16 protein-coding genes are annotated in these 15,752 nt (G+C 56.5%); 4 read left to right on the forward strand and 12 right to left on the reverse strand.

The window, feature by feature from the left end:
* Positions 1-57 precede the first annotated feature (57 nt).
* The 9 genes from recC to rppH form a co-directional block, all read right to left on the reverse strand.
* A complete protein-coding gene (gene recC, locus AFL22_RS12150) occupies positions 58-3,435 on the reverse strand; it encodes an exodeoxyribonuclease V subunit gamma (RefSeq protein WP_052271504.1) in 3,378 nt (1,125 codons plus the stop codon).
* A 101-nt stretch (positions 3,436-3,536) separates the two neighbouring features.
* Positions 3,537-3,794 carry a prepilin-type N-terminal cleavage/methylation domain-containing protein gene (locus AFL22_RS12155; RefSeq protein ID WP_082239206.1) on the reverse strand — a complete coding sequence of 86 codons (258 nt, stop codon included), beginning with the start codon at positions 3,792-3,794 and terminating at the stop codon, positions 3,537-3,539.
* Positions 3,795-3,822: 28 nt separating this feature from the next.
* On the reverse strand, positions 3,823-4,227 hold the full coding sequence (locus AFL22_RS12160) for a DUF2509 family protein (protein ID WP_033769930.1): 405 nt from the start codon (positions 4,225-4,227) through the stop codon (positions 3,823-3,825).
* Positions 4,224-4,751, reverse strand: a complete 528-nt coding sequence (locus tag AFL22_RS12165; protein ID WP_081000460.1) for a prepilin peptidase-dependent protein — start codon at positions 4,749-4,751, stop codon at positions 4,224-4,226. Before AFL22_RS12165 ends, AFL22_RS12160 begins: the two co-directional genes overlap by 4 nt.
* Positions 4,748-5,218 carry a prepilin-type N-terminal cleavage/methylation domain-containing protein gene (locus AFL22_RS12170; RefSeq protein WP_010248641.1) on the reverse strand — a complete coding sequence of 157 codons (471 nt, stop codon included), beginning with the start codon at positions 5,216-5,218 and terminating at the stop codon, positions 4,748-4,750. Before AFL22_RS12170 ends, AFL22_RS12165 begins: the two co-directional genes overlap by 4 nt.
* A 187-nt stretch (positions 5,219-5,405) precedes the next feature.
* Positions 5,406-6,200 carry a thymidylate synthase gene (gene thyA / locus AFL22_RS12175; RefSeq protein ID WP_033772525.1) on the reverse strand — a complete coding sequence of 265 codons (795 nt, stop codon included), beginning with the start codon at positions 6,198-6,200 and terminating at the stop codon, positions 5,406-5,408.
* Positions 6,197-7,078, reverse strand: coding sequence for a prolipoprotein diacylglyceryl transferase (gene lgt, locus AFL22_RS12180; protein WP_010248645.1), 882 nt, complete (start codon positions 7,076-7,078; stop codon positions 6,197-6,199). The genes thyA and lgt overlap by 4 nt, the downstream gene beginning before the upstream one ends.
* Positions 7,079-7,592: 514 nt before the next feature.
* A complete protein-coding gene (ptsP, locus tag AFL22_RS12185) occupies positions 7,593-9,839 on the reverse strand; it encodes a phosphoenolpyruvate--protein phosphotransferase (protein WP_010248647.1) in 2,247 nt (748 codons plus the stop codon).
* A gap of 12 nt (positions 9,840-9,851) precedes the next feature.
* Positions 9,852-10,379: an RNA pyrophosphohydrolase gene (rppH, locus tag AFL22_RS12190; protein WP_009087042.1), complete on the reverse strand. Its 528-nt coding sequence runs from the start codon at positions 10,377-10,379 to the stop codon at positions 9,852-9,854.
* 684 nt (positions 10,380-11,063) lie between these two features.
* Here rppH and mutH point away from each other — a divergent pair.
* The 4 genes from mutH (at position 11,064) to AFL22_RS12210 (ending at position 14,069) form a co-directional block, all read left to right on the forward strand.
* Positions 11,064-11,741: a DNA mismatch repair endonuclease MutH gene (gene mutH / locus AFL22_RS12195; protein ID WP_010248652.1), complete on the forward strand. Its 678-nt coding sequence runs from the start codon at positions 11,064-11,066 to the stop codon at positions 11,739-11,741.
* A 99-nt stretch (positions 11,742-11,840) separates the two neighbouring features.
* A complete protein-coding gene (locus AFL22_RS12200) occupies positions 11,841-12,551 on the forward strand; it encodes a TerC family protein (RefSeq protein WP_010248654.1) in 711 nt (236 codons plus the stop codon).
* A gap of 118 nt (positions 12,552-12,669) precedes the next feature.
* A complete protein-coding gene (locus tag AFL22_RS12205) occupies positions 12,670-12,888 on the forward strand; it encodes a YgdI/YgdR family lipoprotein (protein WP_003853956.1) in 219 nt (72 codons plus the stop codon).
* A 140-nt stretch (positions 12,889-13,028) separates the two neighbouring features.
* The gene (locus AFL22_RS12210; protein WP_010248659.1) at positions 13,029-14,069 is read left to right on the forward strand and encodes an NADP(H)-dependent aldo-keto reductase; all 1,041 of its coding nucleotides are present in this window, start codon (positions 13,029-13,031) and stop codon (positions 14,067-14,069) included.
* 39 nt (positions 14,070-14,108) lie between these two features.
* On the opposite strand, the gene AFL22_RS12215 is transcribed toward AFL22_RS12210, so the two are convergent.
* The 3 genes from AFL22_RS12215 to AFL22_RS12225 form a co-directional block, all read right to left on the reverse strand.
* The gene (locus tag AFL22_RS12215) at positions 14,109-14,561 is read right to left on the reverse strand and encodes a GNAT family N-acetyltransferase (protein WP_022623821.1); all 453 of its coding nucleotides are present in this window, start codon (positions 14,559-14,561) and stop codon (positions 14,109-14,111) included.
* Positions 14,558-15,331, reverse strand: a complete 774-nt coding sequence (locus AFL22_RS12220; protein WP_010248663.1) for an FCD domain-containing protein — start codon at positions 15,329-15,331, stop codon at positions 14,558-14,560. The genes AFL22_RS12215 and AFL22_RS12220 overlap by 4 nt, the downstream gene beginning before the upstream one ends.
* A 96-nt stretch (positions 15,332-15,427) precedes the next feature.
* The gene (locus AFL22_RS12225) at positions 15,428-15,745 is read right to left on the reverse strand and encodes a PTS sugar transporter subunit IIB (RefSeq protein WP_010248665.1); all 318 of its coding nucleotides are present in this window, start codon (positions 15,743-15,745) and stop codon (positions 15,428-15,430) included.
* Positions 15,746-15,752: the final 7 nt, after the last annotated feature.

Raw genomic sequence — 15,752 nt, forward strand, 5'->3', positions numbered from 1 at the left:
AAAGCAGAGCAAAATTTCTGTGTAATGAGTCAGTCAGCAAAAACGCCTTCTGATCGGCTATTCATCATCCTGATGTGCAGCCAGTACCGGTAAATACCAGCGCTGTGCCGCCTCAGTTATCTGCTGTAGTTGTGGCTCATCCAGCACCCGGCAAAGACGTTGCAGATAGGGATCGCTGCCTTCACCCTCAAGCTGATAGTTGCCTGACCAGGCCGTCAGCAGGCGATTACGCGCCTTAAGCTGGGTTGCCTCATCAGTCAGTAACTGCTGACTTTTTTTGTCGTAGCTGGCGGTCAGCCATGCGCCGCCACTTTTGTTAAGCAGCATCAGCGGCTGACGCATACCCGCGAGATACCCCGTGACATACTCATTCAGCGCAGCAATCGCCTCTGCCTGCGGCACAGCAAGGAAGCACCAGCGGCTCTGCTGCCGGCCAAACATCCGGCTGCTGCCGGTGCCGCCCAGCGCGCAGTAGACCAGATGTTCCAGCCAGAGTAGCAGTCCGTCGTTCATGTTGAGTACGCCAGGCCGCCAGCGCAGCAATCCATCACTCTGAACCTGCGTCAGCCACCCGGTTAAGCTGACCTGCTCCAGTTGCAGATTCACTTCCCAGCTCTCGCCGTCGCTGCGCTGGGTGACCACTTCTGCCGCTACTTCCTGCATCTCATCGCGCTGCGCCTGCCAGAACAGCTCACCGAACGCGCCATAAGGCAGATTACCGGCCGCACGATGGTGCGCATAAAGCCGCTGAGTATCCTCGCCTTCGACCAGGGCATTCAGCAACTGCGCGTTAATCTGATAACGCTCAAGATTGTCGAGCGCAAACGGCTCGCTGTCGGGCAGTTCGTTCTCCTCCAGCCAGAAACTCACGCCAAGCCGCTGGTGGAACCAGGCCCGGACCGGATGTCGCCAGAAGCGCAGGAACGCCTCCAGCGTCAGCGCGTCAATTAACGGCGCCTCCAGCGGCTGCACAAAATCGGGCTGCGGCTGCCCCGCGCCTCGCGCAGCAGGCAGCCACTCACGGGCGAAACTTTGCAGTCTGGCAGCAGGCTGGAAATTCTCGGCGGCAAACGGCATCCGGCTGTGCAGGTGCTGCAGGTGCATCCGCACCCGTTCGGCACTCTCATCCAGCTCAAGATGGCCATCACCGTCCAGATAAAAACTCTGTCCAATGTAATCCAGCAGTTCTGTGACCAGCACCGAGGGGTAGCGTTCCGTATTATCCTGAATCGCCCGGCCGATATAACTGATATAGAGCTGCTGCTGCGCCGAAATCATCGCCTCCAGGAAGAGATAGCGGTCATCATCGCGGCGACTGCGGTCGCCTTTGCGGGACTGCTGCTGCATCAGATCAAAACCTAACGGTGCTAAAGTACGGGGATAGACGCCGTCGTTCATGCCCAGCAAACAGACCAGCTGAAAAGGAATGGAGCGCATTGGCATCAGGGTACAGAAGTTAATCTGCCCCGCCAGGAAACGCTGACTGATGCGCTGTTGATCAAGCCGGCTACGCAGATCATCGCGCAACAGCGCCACCGGAATCGCCTCTTCAAACCGCGCATCCATGCCATATTCAATCAATTGCTGCCACTGCTCTTCCACCAGCAGCAAGGCGGCCTCGGTTTCTGCATCGGGGCTGAAAAAGGCATTGAGCAGTTCCCGGCACATGGGCAGCCAGGCCGCCAGTGGCCGGGGTTCGGCAAGCAGCTGCCGCCAGTGATTAAGCCGGGAGAGCAGCTCGGCCAGATGTCCCGCCAGCTCCCCCACCAGACCACCCGACTCGTCATAAGGCAGAATTCCTTCCCAGTCACCGTTGTGGCTCTCCATCGCATAACCCAACAGCATACGCTGCAGGCCAAAGCGCCAGGTGTGCTGGCCGGTAACCGGAAGTGACAGGGCTTCTACGCTGGCATCATCCAGCCCCCAGCGTACCCCCGATTCGCTGACCCAGCGCCGCAGTAAACGTAGGCCGCTTTCATCAATGGCGAAGTGGGAAGCGAGCGCCGGGACATCGAGCAGCGCCAGCACATCCTCCGAGACAAAACGGCTGTCCGGCAGTGCCAGCAGATGCAAAAACGCCACAATGGCCGGATGAGCCTGACTGGCACGGCGATCTGAAATCGCAAACGGCAGATAGCGATCGGCAGGTGCATTGGCGAACACCGCCTGAATAAAAGGGGCGTAGGCGTCGATATCCGCCACCATGACGATGATGTCACGTGCTTTCAGCGTCGGATCGGCCTCCATCATTGCCAGCAGATGATCCTGCAACACTTCAACTTCGCGCTGGGCACTGTGGCAGACCTGCACCGCAATTGACCGATCCTCCGGATCCAGGCAGCGCTTCTGATCGCTGTGTGCCAGTTCCGCCGCATTCAGTCCGATGATGGCGTTATCCTGCAGATTGAGAAGATCGTGCTGCATACAGTGCAGCAGGTTGTCCGGCTCCACATCGACAAAAGCATCAATGTCATCGTTTGACTCCATCTGGCTCAGCAGAAACAGGTTGTCACGCCCCAGCTTGCCCCAGGAGGCGAGCAAAGGGTTGGTCAGTTGCTGTTCACCAGCGTCGTTAAACAGCGCCGGTGCCTGCTCTGCATCCCGGAAGAGTCCGCGTGATTCATCAGCACCATGACGTCGGCGCTGACGACTTTGCAGTTTCGCCAGAAACGCATAATCCTGAATATCGCCCCAGTAATCGCGGCAGGGATTGGTGAACAGCAGATGGATATCGATGTGACGTCCCAGCGCCTGCAACGCCTGCAGATAGACCGGCGGCAGCGCAGAGATGCCACAGATAAAGACCCGTTTGGGCAGATTTTCCGGCGTGCTTTTCGCCTGATCCAGCGTCTGGATAAATCGCGCATAGAGGTTGGCGCGGTGCCATTCAGGCTGGCGCAGGGCCTGGGTATAACTCACCAGATCACGCCACAGGGCAGCCTGCCAGCGCTGCGCCTCGCCCAGCCCCTCAATGGTTTCGCCACGCTCCCAGCTGTTGAGCCAGTCGGCACGATAGACCAGATACTGGTCGAACAGATCGGCCACACGTGAGCTGAGCTGAAACAGTTTACGCTTGTCGCCGTCGTCATGGAGATAGTGGCGTAAAGAGGTAAACTCTTCATGCTTCAGCATCTCCGGCAGCCGGTGCATCAGCTTCCAGCCCATGCTGGCCTTACTGAAAGCACTTTCTACCGGGATATCGGGCAGTACGCGGACGAACATCTCCCAGATAAAACTGGCAGGCAGCGGGAATTCGATATTGGCAGCAATACCAAAGGTTTGCGCCAGCTCCATCTGCAGCCACTGCGCCATACCCGGACTCTGCACCAGCACCATTTCTGAGGCGAAAGGATCATCAAGAGGGTCATGTTTAATCACCGCAGCAGCCAGAATCTTCAGCACATCAAGCTGATTTGAGTGATAAACGTGAAACATGAAAACTCCTGTGATAACTCAGAACGTGACTGCGGTATTGCGGCTCTGTCACTTTACCGCGTATCGCGGTTGAAACCCATCAAAAGGGCGACCGGGAAGAGTTAACATCGCAGCCGCGTCAGGGTGGCACGGCGCTGATAAGGTCCCGTCACGTCAGCCCGATCCAGGGTGCAGCCTGAAGGACTGCTCTGCTGTTGCAGTATTGAAGTCCAGCCGGGACTCTCATGTCCCATCAGTTGCTGCTCAGCCACCCGCCATGCTTCACGCTGATACCACTGCTGGCTGAATCCCAGTGCCAGTGCGCGATGATAGTGCAACAGCGTGCTGCTGCTTAATGCCATTAACAGCAGAGCAAACAACACTTCCGGCAGGCTGAATCCACCGCGCTTACTGGCAGGTGGCCGGGGGCGTGAGCGGGCAGTAATCGATCCAGCCGTGCGGCAACGCGGTAATCTGATTGCCCCGTAACCGTACCCACTGCCAGACCGCCATACCACTGCCGCTGGCCTCCCCTTTAAGCAGACCTTCATCCTTTTCACCTCGTTGTAAACAGCTGCGCCAGCCCTGGCGATCATCCTGCTGACAGCTGGCCGCCTCACTGGCTGACCAGCTCAGGGAGAAGCCCCATTGCAGCGCAGACTGCGCCCGCCAGAAACCCTGAATAAACTGCTGCTCATCCGCCAGCAGTCGCATTCCCTGCTCAGACATCTTACGGCTGGCATGCAGCGTAAAGCTGCCAATGACCATAATCATCAACACCATGCCCAGAGCGCTGCTGCCTCGCTGCTTCACAGGTTATCTGCCTCAACCCAGCTCTCCACCGTTTCAAGCCAGCGTCCGGCCCGTGCCTGCAGCACTATCCTGACCTGCGTACCCTGCTGGCTGACGCTGAACTGCTCCAGCGTCATAAACGCGGGATCGGAGAGCCGCTCCCAGCCCGCTGACTGACACTGGTCAACACCTCGCTGCATCTCAAGCTGCTGTTGTCGCAGGCGATAACCGTAATAGTCACTCTCTGCATAGCTCACCCCTTCCCATTTACCGTTGCTGTTCTCATCCCAGCGCAGAAGCAGGCAGTTCTCTCTGATTTGCAGCGCCTCACTGCCACACTCACCGTGACAATAACCGGCACGCCGCACCGCTTTTTCCAGTGTCGCCATCATCTGCTGTAACTCCTGACGCAGCTGCGCCCGTTGCATCACGCCGGCGTTCTCTGCCAGCAGCAGCGGCAGAAAACGGCCAGCACTTAACATCACGACGGCGCTGATTGCTAAGGCGATCAGCATCTCCAGCAGGCTGAATCCGGCGACTTTCAACGGCACGTCTCCTCATCCGTCATGCAGAGGCGAATACGGGCTCTGGCCGAGATAATCAGCCGCATTCGTCCGGCGCTGTTACCCAGCTCAATGCTACCCGCCCGGGCCACATTACGTCGGCCATAGAAGCCCGGTTCACCCCGGATGCCATAGAGCGAAACGCCAGCGTGCGGCGCCACGAATTGCAGCCGTTTTCGGCTATCACATCCTGCAACGGGGAGGCTTCCGGCACCGATGCACCAGGGATCGCCAGGCCGTGACCATAAAACCAGATCGCTATTTTGCCGGTTGGCCTGGGCACGCAGCCGAAGCAGGAATCCCTGCAGTTGCTGGGCGCTGTCGCGCAGTTGCTGCCGCTGTTGCCAGCGCTGCCAGCCATGCAGCGCGGCAAGACTCAGCATGCCGGCAATCACCATCACCAGCAGCAGTTCCGGCAGGGTAAAACCGCGTAAGTGTGCTGTTTTCATAGCGTCAGAATGCGGGTGATGAACAGATGAAACAAGGCGCGATTTGGCAGGCTGGCAAGCACGTCGCAGAGAATCTTCCCCAACAGCATGAATTGGCAGAAGCGTGCGAGCGTTGCCGCAGATTTACCGGTTTGCGGGCAAAAAAAAGCCCCGGCGATGAAGCCAGGGCGTTATCTTTTATCGCGAATCAGATGGCGACAGGGGCTTTGATCGCGGGATGCGGATCGTAGCCTTCAATCTCAAAATCTTCGAACTGATAGTCAAACAGCGACGCCGGTTTGCGTTTGATAACAAGTGATGGCAGCGGACGCGGTTCGCGGGTCAGCTGCAGGCGCGCCTGCTCCAGATGGTTACTGTAGAGGTGGGTATCACCGCCGGTCCAGACAAAGTCGCCCACCTGCAGATCGCACTGCTGCGCCACCATATGTACCAGCAACGCATAGCTGGCGATGTTAAACGGCAGGCCCAGGAAGATGTCGCACGAGCGCTGATAGAGCTGGCAGGAGAGTTTGCCGTCCGCCACGTAGAACTGGAAGAACGCGTGGCAAGGAGCCAGCGCCATCTCGCTCAGCTCGCCGACGTTCCAGGCAGAAACGATAATCCGGCGTGAGTCGGGATCGCGCTTCAGCTGCTCCATCACCTGGCTTAGCTGGTCAATCTCCTGGCCGCTGGCCGTTCCCCAGCTGCGCCACTGTTTGCCATACACCGGGCCGAGATCGCCATTCTCATCCGCCCACTCATCCCAGATGGAGACGTTGTTATCTTTGAGATAACCGATGTTGGTATCACCTTTCAGAAACCACAGCAGCTCATGAATAATCGAGCGGATATGACATTTCTTGGTGGTGACCAGCGGAAAACCATCCTGCAGATTGAAACGCATCTGGTGACCAAAAATTGAAAGCGTACCGGTGCCGGTACGGTCAGCTTTTGGCGTGCCTTCGTGCAGCACATGTTGCATTAAATCCAGATACTGTTTCATTTTTCCTCGCGAAATTGTGGCTGCGGGCGACGACGATACGCCCAGATCATCATAATAATACCGGCAATAATCATCGGCACAGAGAGGATCTGTCCCATACTGATTCCGCCTTCAAACAGGCCAAGCTGGGCATCCGGCTGGCGGAAGAACTCAACGATAATACGGAAGGCGCCATAGCCAATCAGGAACAGGCCAGAGACGCTGCCCATCGGGCGTGGCTTACGAATAAACAGATTCAGGATGATGAACAGCACTATCCCTTCCAGCACCAGTTCGTAGAGCTGCGAAGCATGACGCGGCAGCACGCCGTAGGTGTTGAGCAGCGCCTGGTATTGCGGATTGGTGGCGGCCAGCGCGACATCTTCGCTGCGGGAGCCAGGGAACAGCATGGCATAGCGGAAGCCCGGATCGACACGGCCCCAGAGCTCACCGTTAATGAAGTTGCCGAGACGACCGGCACCCAGACCGAACGGGATCAGCGGCGCGATGAAATCAGCCACCTGGAAGAAATTACGTCGGGTGCGGCGGGCAAAGACCAGCATGACGACAATCACCCCGATGAGGCCACCGTGGAACGACATGCCGCCATCCCAGACTTTAAACAGATAGAGTGGATTTTCCAGGAACAGCGGTAAGTTGTAGAACAGCACATAGCCGATGCGTCCACCCAGGAAGACCCCCAGGAAACCGGCATAAAGCAGGTTCTCCACTTCCTCTTTTTTCCAGCCGCTGCCCGGCTGATTGGCGCGGCGGACAGCCAGCCACATGGCGAAAACAAAGCCCACCAGATACATCAGACCGTACCAGTGAAGCGAAACCGGTCCAATCGAGAAGATCACCGGATCGAACTGCGGAAATGCAATATAGCCGTTATTCATCATTCACCGTCTATTTTTCAACCCTGAAAAGGGGTGTTGTCAGGCACATAAATTAAGGCTGCGCATCATAGCACAGCCGGTTTTGTGAATTGTCCCGCAAATGTAAACGCGGATAACGCCCAGAGTCTGACCCGTCAGGCGTACATTGTTGCAGCCAGACTGGTCACGGACAGCGCGCAACAACCGGAGCGTACACGTAGTACGTGAGGATTACTCGCTGTGCTCGCCCCTTCAGGGCCGCCCTGACGGGCGTTCAGGTTGCTAAAGCAGCCTGTGTGAGCACTGCCCGGGGCCAGAATGGCAAATAAAATAGCCTGACCCGTCAGGCGTACATTGTTGCAGTCAGTCTGGTCATTTACAGCGCGCAACAACCGGAGCGTACACATAGTACGTGAGGATTACTCGCTGTGCTCGCCCCTTCAGGGCCGCCCTGACGGGCGTTCAGGTTGCTAAAGCAGCCTGTGTGAGCACTGCCCGGGGCCAGAATGGCAAATAAAATAGCCTGAAGTGGCGCTTAGCGACCGCCGCGGATCAATCCACCCAGCCCGCGACGCTCCATAAAGGTCGAGACCAGATGACGAACCTCGGTGGCGGTATGAGCATTCATACCCTGCTCGCTGAGTTGCTGCGCTTCTTCGTGATCCAGATGGCGCAGCAGGTATTTCACCCGTGGTACGTTTTTGCCGTTCATGCTGAGATGGTGATACCCCAGCCCGACCAGCAGCGCCACGCACATTGGATCGCCAGCCATTTCACCACACAGGCACAATTCCAGATTGGCCAGACGGGCTTCCTGCGCAATCGTATTCAGTGCACGCAGCATCGCCGGATGCAGCGAGTCGTAGAGATTGGCCACGCGGGTGTTGTTGCGATCCACCGCCAGCAGATACTGGGTCAGATCGTTGGTGCCAACCGAGACAAAATCGACCCGCGACGCCAGATGCGGGATCATAAACAGCATCGACGGCACTTCAATCATGATGCCGATGCGCGGCGCGGGGATCGTATAGCCCAGCATCTCTTCGACTTCGCGTCCTGCGCGATCGATCAGCTTTTTCGCTTCGTCGATCTCATCGATATGGCTGATCATCGGCAGCAGAATACTGAGGTTGCCGGATGCGGCGTTAGCACGCAGCATCGCGCGCACCTGCACCAGGAAAATTTCCGGCTGGTCAAGCGTCAGGCGGATGCCGCGCCAGCCCAGACAGGGATTCTCTTCACTGATAGGCATGTAGGGTAGCTGTTTATCTGCCCCCACATCCAGGGTACGCAGCGTCACAGGCTTGTTGTGAAACAGCTGTAACATGCCCTGATACTGTGCCACCTGCTCCTCTTCCGACGGGAAGCCGTTCTGCAGCATAAACGGGATTTCGGTGCGGTAGAGACCGATGCCATCCACCCAGTTGCCCAGCGTCTGCTCATGCTCCGGGCTTAAGCCGGCATTCAGCATCACCTGCACGCGCTCGCCACTTTTCAGCTCACCGGGCTGATCGACCACGCCTTCCGCCATTTTGCTCAGCGCATTCTCTTCGCTGATCAAACGCTGGTACTCCTGCACCAGCACCGGCTCGGGATCGATCAACAGCTCACCGCGATACCCATCGACGATCAGCAAACGTTTGTTGAGCTGATGGGGCTGGATATCAGCGCCCATGACCGTCGGGATCCCCATCGCGCGCGTCAGAATCGCCGCATGGGAGTTGGCTGCGCCGTCACGCACCACCACGCCCGCCAGCCGCTCATGCGGCAGCTCAGCTAAGGTGGTGGCGGTCAGCTCATCGGCCACCAGCACAAAGCGTTCCGGCCAGGCATTGGTGCCGACCAGCGTATCGTCAAGGTGAAACAGCAGGCGCTGACCCAGCACCCGCAGATCGCCTGCGCGTTCACGCAGGTAGGTGTCCGTCAGGCTGGCAAACTGTTCAGCAAACTTCTCGATCACCTGTTTCACTGCCCATTCGGCGACCGATCCGCGTTCGATCTCATCGAACAGATCTTTTTTCAGTCGGGCATCGGTTAACAGGTGAGAGTAAAGGTCGAAAATGGCCGCACTCTCTTTCTGAGCGCTGGCGCTGAAGCGTTTACTGAAGCGACGAAATTCACTGGTGGCTTCACTCATGGCGAGCGACAGACGCTCACGTTCGCGATGAACATCCAGCGTTGAGGCAGCCGAAACCTGATCGAGCAGTGGCTGCGTCTCATCTACCCAGCCCGGTGCCACCGCCACGCCAGGCGCAGCTGCAATCGCGCGCACCCGCGTCTGCCGGAACTGACCAAACAGCTGAGCCATCTGCGACTGCGACAGCAATGCCGCCATCTGGGTGGCAAGGGTGACCAGAAACGACTCTTCGCTTTCATCAAACTGACGGTGCTCGCGCTGCTGTACCACCAGCACGCCCAGTAACTGGCGACGGCTGATAATCGGCACGCCGAGGAAGGAGCGGTAGCGCTCCTCTTTCACTGCGGGGATATATTTAAAGCTGGGATGACTCTGGGCGTCAGCAAGGTTAATCGGTTCGGCCAGACGGCCCACTAAACCGACGATCCCCTCGTCAAACGCCAGGGTCACGGTGCGGCCACGCGGTTTTTTAAGTCCGCGCGTCGCCATCAGGTAGTAGCAGTGACGATCGTGGTCGGCGAGGTAAACGGAACAGACTTCCGTATCCATCGCCAGACAGATCTCATTAACCAGGATGTCGAGTGCTTCATTGAGACGCGGCGCACTCGCCACTTTTTCTACAATTTCGCGCAACTGAGTGAGCATAAAGGGCGTGGCCTATCCTCTCTTACGTCGATGGGCAGGATTATTTCGCTGCCCCGCACTCTCCTGCATAGACATCACCACGCCAGCGAATTCCTTCATCACCCGACGATAAACGTCGCGCTTAAAGGAGACAACCTGACGCACCGGATACCAGAAACTGACCCAGCGCCAGCCATCGAACTCGGGCGTGCTGCTGTGCTGCACATTGATATCCGCGTCATTACACATTAACTGCAGAAGAAACCACTTTTGTTTCTGGCCGATACATACCGGCTTTGTGTCCCAACGCACCAAACGTTTTGGCAACTTGTAACGTAACCAGTTACGGGTAGAAGCAAGTATTCGAACATCTTTCCGGTGTAATCCGACTTCTTCGAACAGTTCGCGATACATCGCCTGTTCTGCGGTTTCACCGGGATTGATGCCTCCCTGAGGAAATTGCCAGGAGTGCTGTCCAAAGCGCCTGGCCCATAACACTTGTCCCTGCCGGTTACAGATTACGATACCAACATTCGGGCGGTAGCCATCATCATCGATCACCGGACTACCTCAAAGCAAAATTTGAATGAGCTGATTGTTTCACACTCCTTACAGGCGGTAAACCACTGGATTCATGGGGGGTTAAGCCATCATCGCCGGGATAACTCACAGAAAATGGCAAAGTTATAAACAATGACCGAGAAAAAGATCGATCTTATTCACCTTTTCTGTGGATAGCTTTGTGCAGAACGCGGGAGTTATCTGAATAACCTTTTCCGTGCGCGCTGAAGAGCCAAAATGAGCCAGCAACACATCCATCTGATTTTTAATGAAATTAAATCGAAAACCTTACCGGTAAATCTTTTATAAACAGTGAATATTTTCATGGCAACTGACAATTGCTTAAAATATAAGCACACTGCTTTTTATCCACAGATAATCGCTCAGGGTTAGGCCAGAGCGGCGAAATTATGGCCAGATCGTGAAAAGTCAAGGCTGTAAATGGAACCAGTACCGCACTCAGACGGTGGTTATCCCATTTTTCTGTGGATAACCGGGCTGGAGATCCTGTTCATTGTTGCGGGTAAGCTGGGATAACCCTGAAGCACCTGGGGCGGCGAGCGTGCAATCCGCTAAAAAAAGCACGATCTATCATGTTATTATCGATCCCTGACGCGGATTATTTATGTGAGAAACGTGAGTCACCTGCTGCTGTACAAATTTTAATCATTGCGAGTGTTCACCATGAGTTACCAGCCAGGACCACCTGAAGATGAAGCCAGCCTGCTGGCACGCGCGCAGGATTTAGCCGGTTTAACCCTGGAAACCCTGGCCGCGCGCGCCGGTCTGCCCATGCCTGCGGATCTCAAACGCGACAAGGGCTGGGTCGGCATGCTGCTGGAGTGGCATCTTGGTGCCAGCGCAGGCAGCAAAGCGGAGCAGGACTTTGCCCATCTGGGTATCGAACTGAAAACTATCCCGATTGATGCGCAGGGTAAGCCGCTGGAAACCACCTTTGTCTGCGTGGCACCTCTGACCGGCAACAGCGGCGTGACCTGGCTCACCAGCCATGTGCGCCACAAGCTGGCGCGGGTATTGTGGATCCCGGTTGAAGGCGGACGTGAGATTCCGCTGCGGGAACGCCGTGTCGGCGCGCCGCTGTTATGGAGCCCCGATGCGGAAGAAGATGAGATGCTGCGGCAGGACTGGGAAGAGCTGATGGATATGATTGTGCTGGGTCGCGTAGAGCAGATTACCGCGCGACATGGTGCCTGGCTGCAAATACGGCCCAAAGCCGCCAATAGCAAAGCGCTGACAGAAGGAATCGGCGATCAGGGCCAGCCAATCATGACGCTGCCGCGCGGTTTCTACCTGAAGAAAAGCTTCACCGGGCCCCTGCTGGCGCGTCATTTTCTCCTCTGAACGTCGCCACCCGCGTTGATGTGTCGCAATTTTGTGGGAGATCGGCGAAATGAATGCGTATAATCGCCGTTTACTTTTCGTTTAGGATTAAATGTCGGTATGTTTGAGTGGATTTCCGATCCCAACGCCTGGCTGGCGCTGGGCACCCTGACCATCCTTGAGGTGGTGCTGGGTATTGATAACATCATTTTCCTGTCGCTGGTGGTCGCTAAACTGCCAAAACACCAGCAAGCCAGCGCACGTCGCATTGGTCTGATGGGCGCGATGCTGATGCGTCTTGGCCTGCTGGCTTCTATCGCGTGGGTAGCCCGTCTGACTAACCCGCTCTTTACGCTGATGGATCATGCGTTCTCGGCGCGCGATCTGATTCTGCTGTTTGGCGGACTGTTCCTGCTGTGGAAATCGAGCATGGAGATCCATGAAACGATCGAAGGCAGCGAAGGCGAACACAACACCCGCGTCCATTCCTTCCTGGGTGCGATTGTGCAGATCATGATGCTCGACATTATTTTCAGCCTCGACTCGGTGATCACGGCCATCGGCCTCTCCGATCATCTGTTCATTATGATGGCGGCGGTGGTTATTGCCGTGCTGATGATGATGTTCGCTGCGCGCGCGATCGGTGAGTTTGTTGACCGCCATCCGTCAGTGAAAATGCTGGCTCTCTCTTTCCTGATTCTGGTCGGTTTCACCCTGATCCTGGAGAGTTTTGCGGTCCACGTACCAAAAGGTTACATTTATTTCGCTATGTTCTTCTCAATGGCGGTTGAGTGTCTTAACCTGATGCGCAGTAAGAAAAAGCACGCCTGATAAAGTCAAGGGCGAGCCTGCTCGCCCGGTTATTTTCAGATTCATACGATTAACCCTGCCGGCAAAACCATTTATTACTACACTGTTTGCACTTGACCATTTGTGAGGATTAGGCGTGATGAAAGGGTTGGCAGGAGTAGCACTGGTGATGGTAACCGCCGCATTCTTAAGTGGATGCAGTTCTGATTATGTCATGGCGACCAAAGATGGCCGGATGATCATGACCGAAGGCAAGCCGAGCATTGATAAAGAGACCGGCCTGGTGGAGTACACTGACCAGACGGGTCATATGGTGCAGATTAACAGCGATGAGGTTTCTACGATCATTGAACGTTAAGTGCCCGATTTAATCACCTGCCACCGATTCCCGGCTGGCAGGTGATTTCCCCGACTTTTCCCCCTTCCTTCCCCGCCATTGCTCGCGCTATAGTCCCTGAGGACACAACATTCCATTCCATAAAGAAAAGGAAGCTGGCAATGCACTATCATCGTATTCCCCACAGCACGCTGGAAGTGAGTCAGCTGGGGTTGGGCACCATGACGTTTGGCGAACAGAACAGCGAAGCCGACGCCCATGCTCAACTGGATTTAGCTATCCGTTCCGGCATCAACTTTATTGATACTGCCGAGATGTATCCGGTGCCCCCGCGTCCGGAAACCCAGGGTCTGACCGAACAATATATTGGCAGCTGGCTTAAACAGCGCGGCAGCCGCGACAAAATCATTCTTGCCAGTAAAGTGGCCGGGCCTTCACGTGGCAATGATGCGTCGATTCGCCCGGATATGGCGCTGGACCGTAAAAACATCCGCGCAGCACTCGATGCCAGCCTGAAACGCCTGAATACTGACTACCTTGACCTCTACCAGCTGCACTGGCCACAGCGTCAGACCAACTATTTTGGCAAGCTTGGCTATCAGTACAGCGAAACCACTGCTCAGGTGACGCTGCTGGAGACGCTGGAAGCGCTGACCGAACAGGTGCGCGCTGGTAAGATCCGCTATATCGGGGTGTCGAACGAAACCGCGTGGGGCGTGATGCGCTATCTGCAGCTGGCGGAGAAGCATGAGCTGCCGCGCATTATCAGCATTCAGAATCCCTACAGCCTGCTGAACCGCAGCTTTGAAGTGGGTCTGGCCGAAATCAGCCAGCATGAAGGCGTAGAGCTGCTGGCGTATTCCAGCCTGGCGTTTGGAACGCTGAGCGGCAAATACCTGAATGGCGCGCAGCCTGCGGGCGCACGCAACACGTTGTTCAGCCGCTTTACCCGCTACAGCGGTGAGCAGTCACAAAAGGCGATTGCCGAATATGTGGCACTGGCTCAGCAGCATCAGATTGACCCGTCGCAGATGGCCCTGGCCTATGTGCGTCAGCAGCCGTTTGTGGCCAGCACGCTGCTGGGCGCCACCACGCCTGAACAGTTGCAGATCAATATCGACAGCTTCAATCTGACCTTAAATGCAGAGATTCTGGAAGGCATTGAGGCGATCCACCGTCGTTATACCTATCCGGCTCCCTGAGCGCTCTGTTGCCAGCTGCCGCGTGGCGGCTGGCATCACTTACAGGTCGCGATAATAGAGTTTTACCGGCTTAGCGGGATACTCCAGCGCTTCGCCCTGTGGCAGCCAGCCATAACGTTCGTAGTAGCCCCCAAACGTTGACCATAACCACAGCCGTGGATAGCCCTGTGCCTGCGCATAGGCGATGACATGCTGCTGCAGTGCTTCACTGACACCTTTGCCGCGCACCGACTCATCAATATAGAGCGCCGCCAGCCAGGGGAAAAGATCCTGACGGCTGATCAGGTCGCAGCGCCAGAATCCCACCGTGCCGACTGCCCTGCCCGCCTCCACGGCAACGAAAGTCACCGGAAAATCAGCACCGATAAGGCTGCTGTTCACCACACTGGCAAAGAACGCCCGGCTGGTGGCTTCACCAAATGCGCGCCACTGCCAGTCGATGATCTGATCGGCAAATTGGGGGGCATCGCTGAGCGATACAATCTCAATCACATCAGTTTCCCCTGAAAGATCGGGACTGAATCAAACAGGTAGCCATCAAAGTCAGGCGCATCGGCGTCGGAAAGCTCCAGCAGCGTATTCTTGACGTTCTCAAGGTGCTGCCAGGTGGATTGCCAGGCCCCCATCACATCACGCCGACGCAGAGCGGCCAGGATTGTCTGGTGATCGCCGAGCCACTTCAGGCGATAGGCGCGGGTTTCAAACTGCGGGCGCAGCTGCTGCCAGAGCGGGCTGCTGTCATGATGTCGCCAGATACTGGTGACGGTATCGAGCAGCATCTGGTTCTGACTGGCACCCGCCAGCAGCAGATGAAACAACTTGTCGTTGTCCTGACTGCTGTCGTTGGCGGCGATAGCACGCTGCTCCTGTTCCAGCGTTCGGCGCAGATTTTCAATGTCCGCTTTGGTCGCCATTTTTGCGGCAAAGGCTGCAATATTGCTCTCCAGCAACTGACGTGCCTGTAGCATTTCAAACGGGCCAACGTCGCTGCGGAAGAAGGCCTCTTCTTCATCATCACTGGCGGAAGGAATACGCATCACATAGACGCCGGAGCTCTGGCGGATATCCACCGTACCTTCCAGCTCCAGCATCAATAATGCCTCGCGCACGATGGTCCGGCTGACGCCCCAGGTTTCAGCCAGCTGACGTTCAGGCGGCAGGCGCGATCCCACCGGATAGTGCCCGTCACAGATCTGCTGACGCAGGTGCTGACCAATTTCCTGATACTGCTTTTTTTCTTGCGGCGCTTCGGCTTTGTCCACACTGTCACCCTTTGCAATCAATGCGCTAACGGCATTGCCGCGGTTCCCTGCGCGACAATGCCCGCGAACCGGAGAGGCTGGCTCGCAAACTGGGGCTCAGTGTATCAAAGCCAGCGCCTGATCGAGTACCTTTGCACCATTCAGCGTGCCGTAAGCAACCGTATCGATCACCGCGATGGGCAACTGATAGCTGTCGGTGAGTTTTCTGTTCTCCTCCAGTTTGAAGCGCACCTGTGGCCCCAGCAGCACGACCACCACCTCGTTGCCGTAGTTTTGCAGCTCTTCACGCAGATTTTGCTCCGGAATGGCGTAGATCTGAAATGCCAGTCCGCGAGCGGCAGCCTCCTTTTCCATCCGCGTCACCACCATTGAGGTCGACATGCCCGCAGCACAGGCCAGAACAATTCGTTTCATGCTCGTT

This window comes from Pantoea sp. CFSAN033090 (assembly GCF_001264395.1).
Lineage (GTDB): Bacteria > Pseudomonadota > Gammaproteobacteria > Enterobacterales > Enterobacteriaceae > Pantoea > Pantoea agglomerans.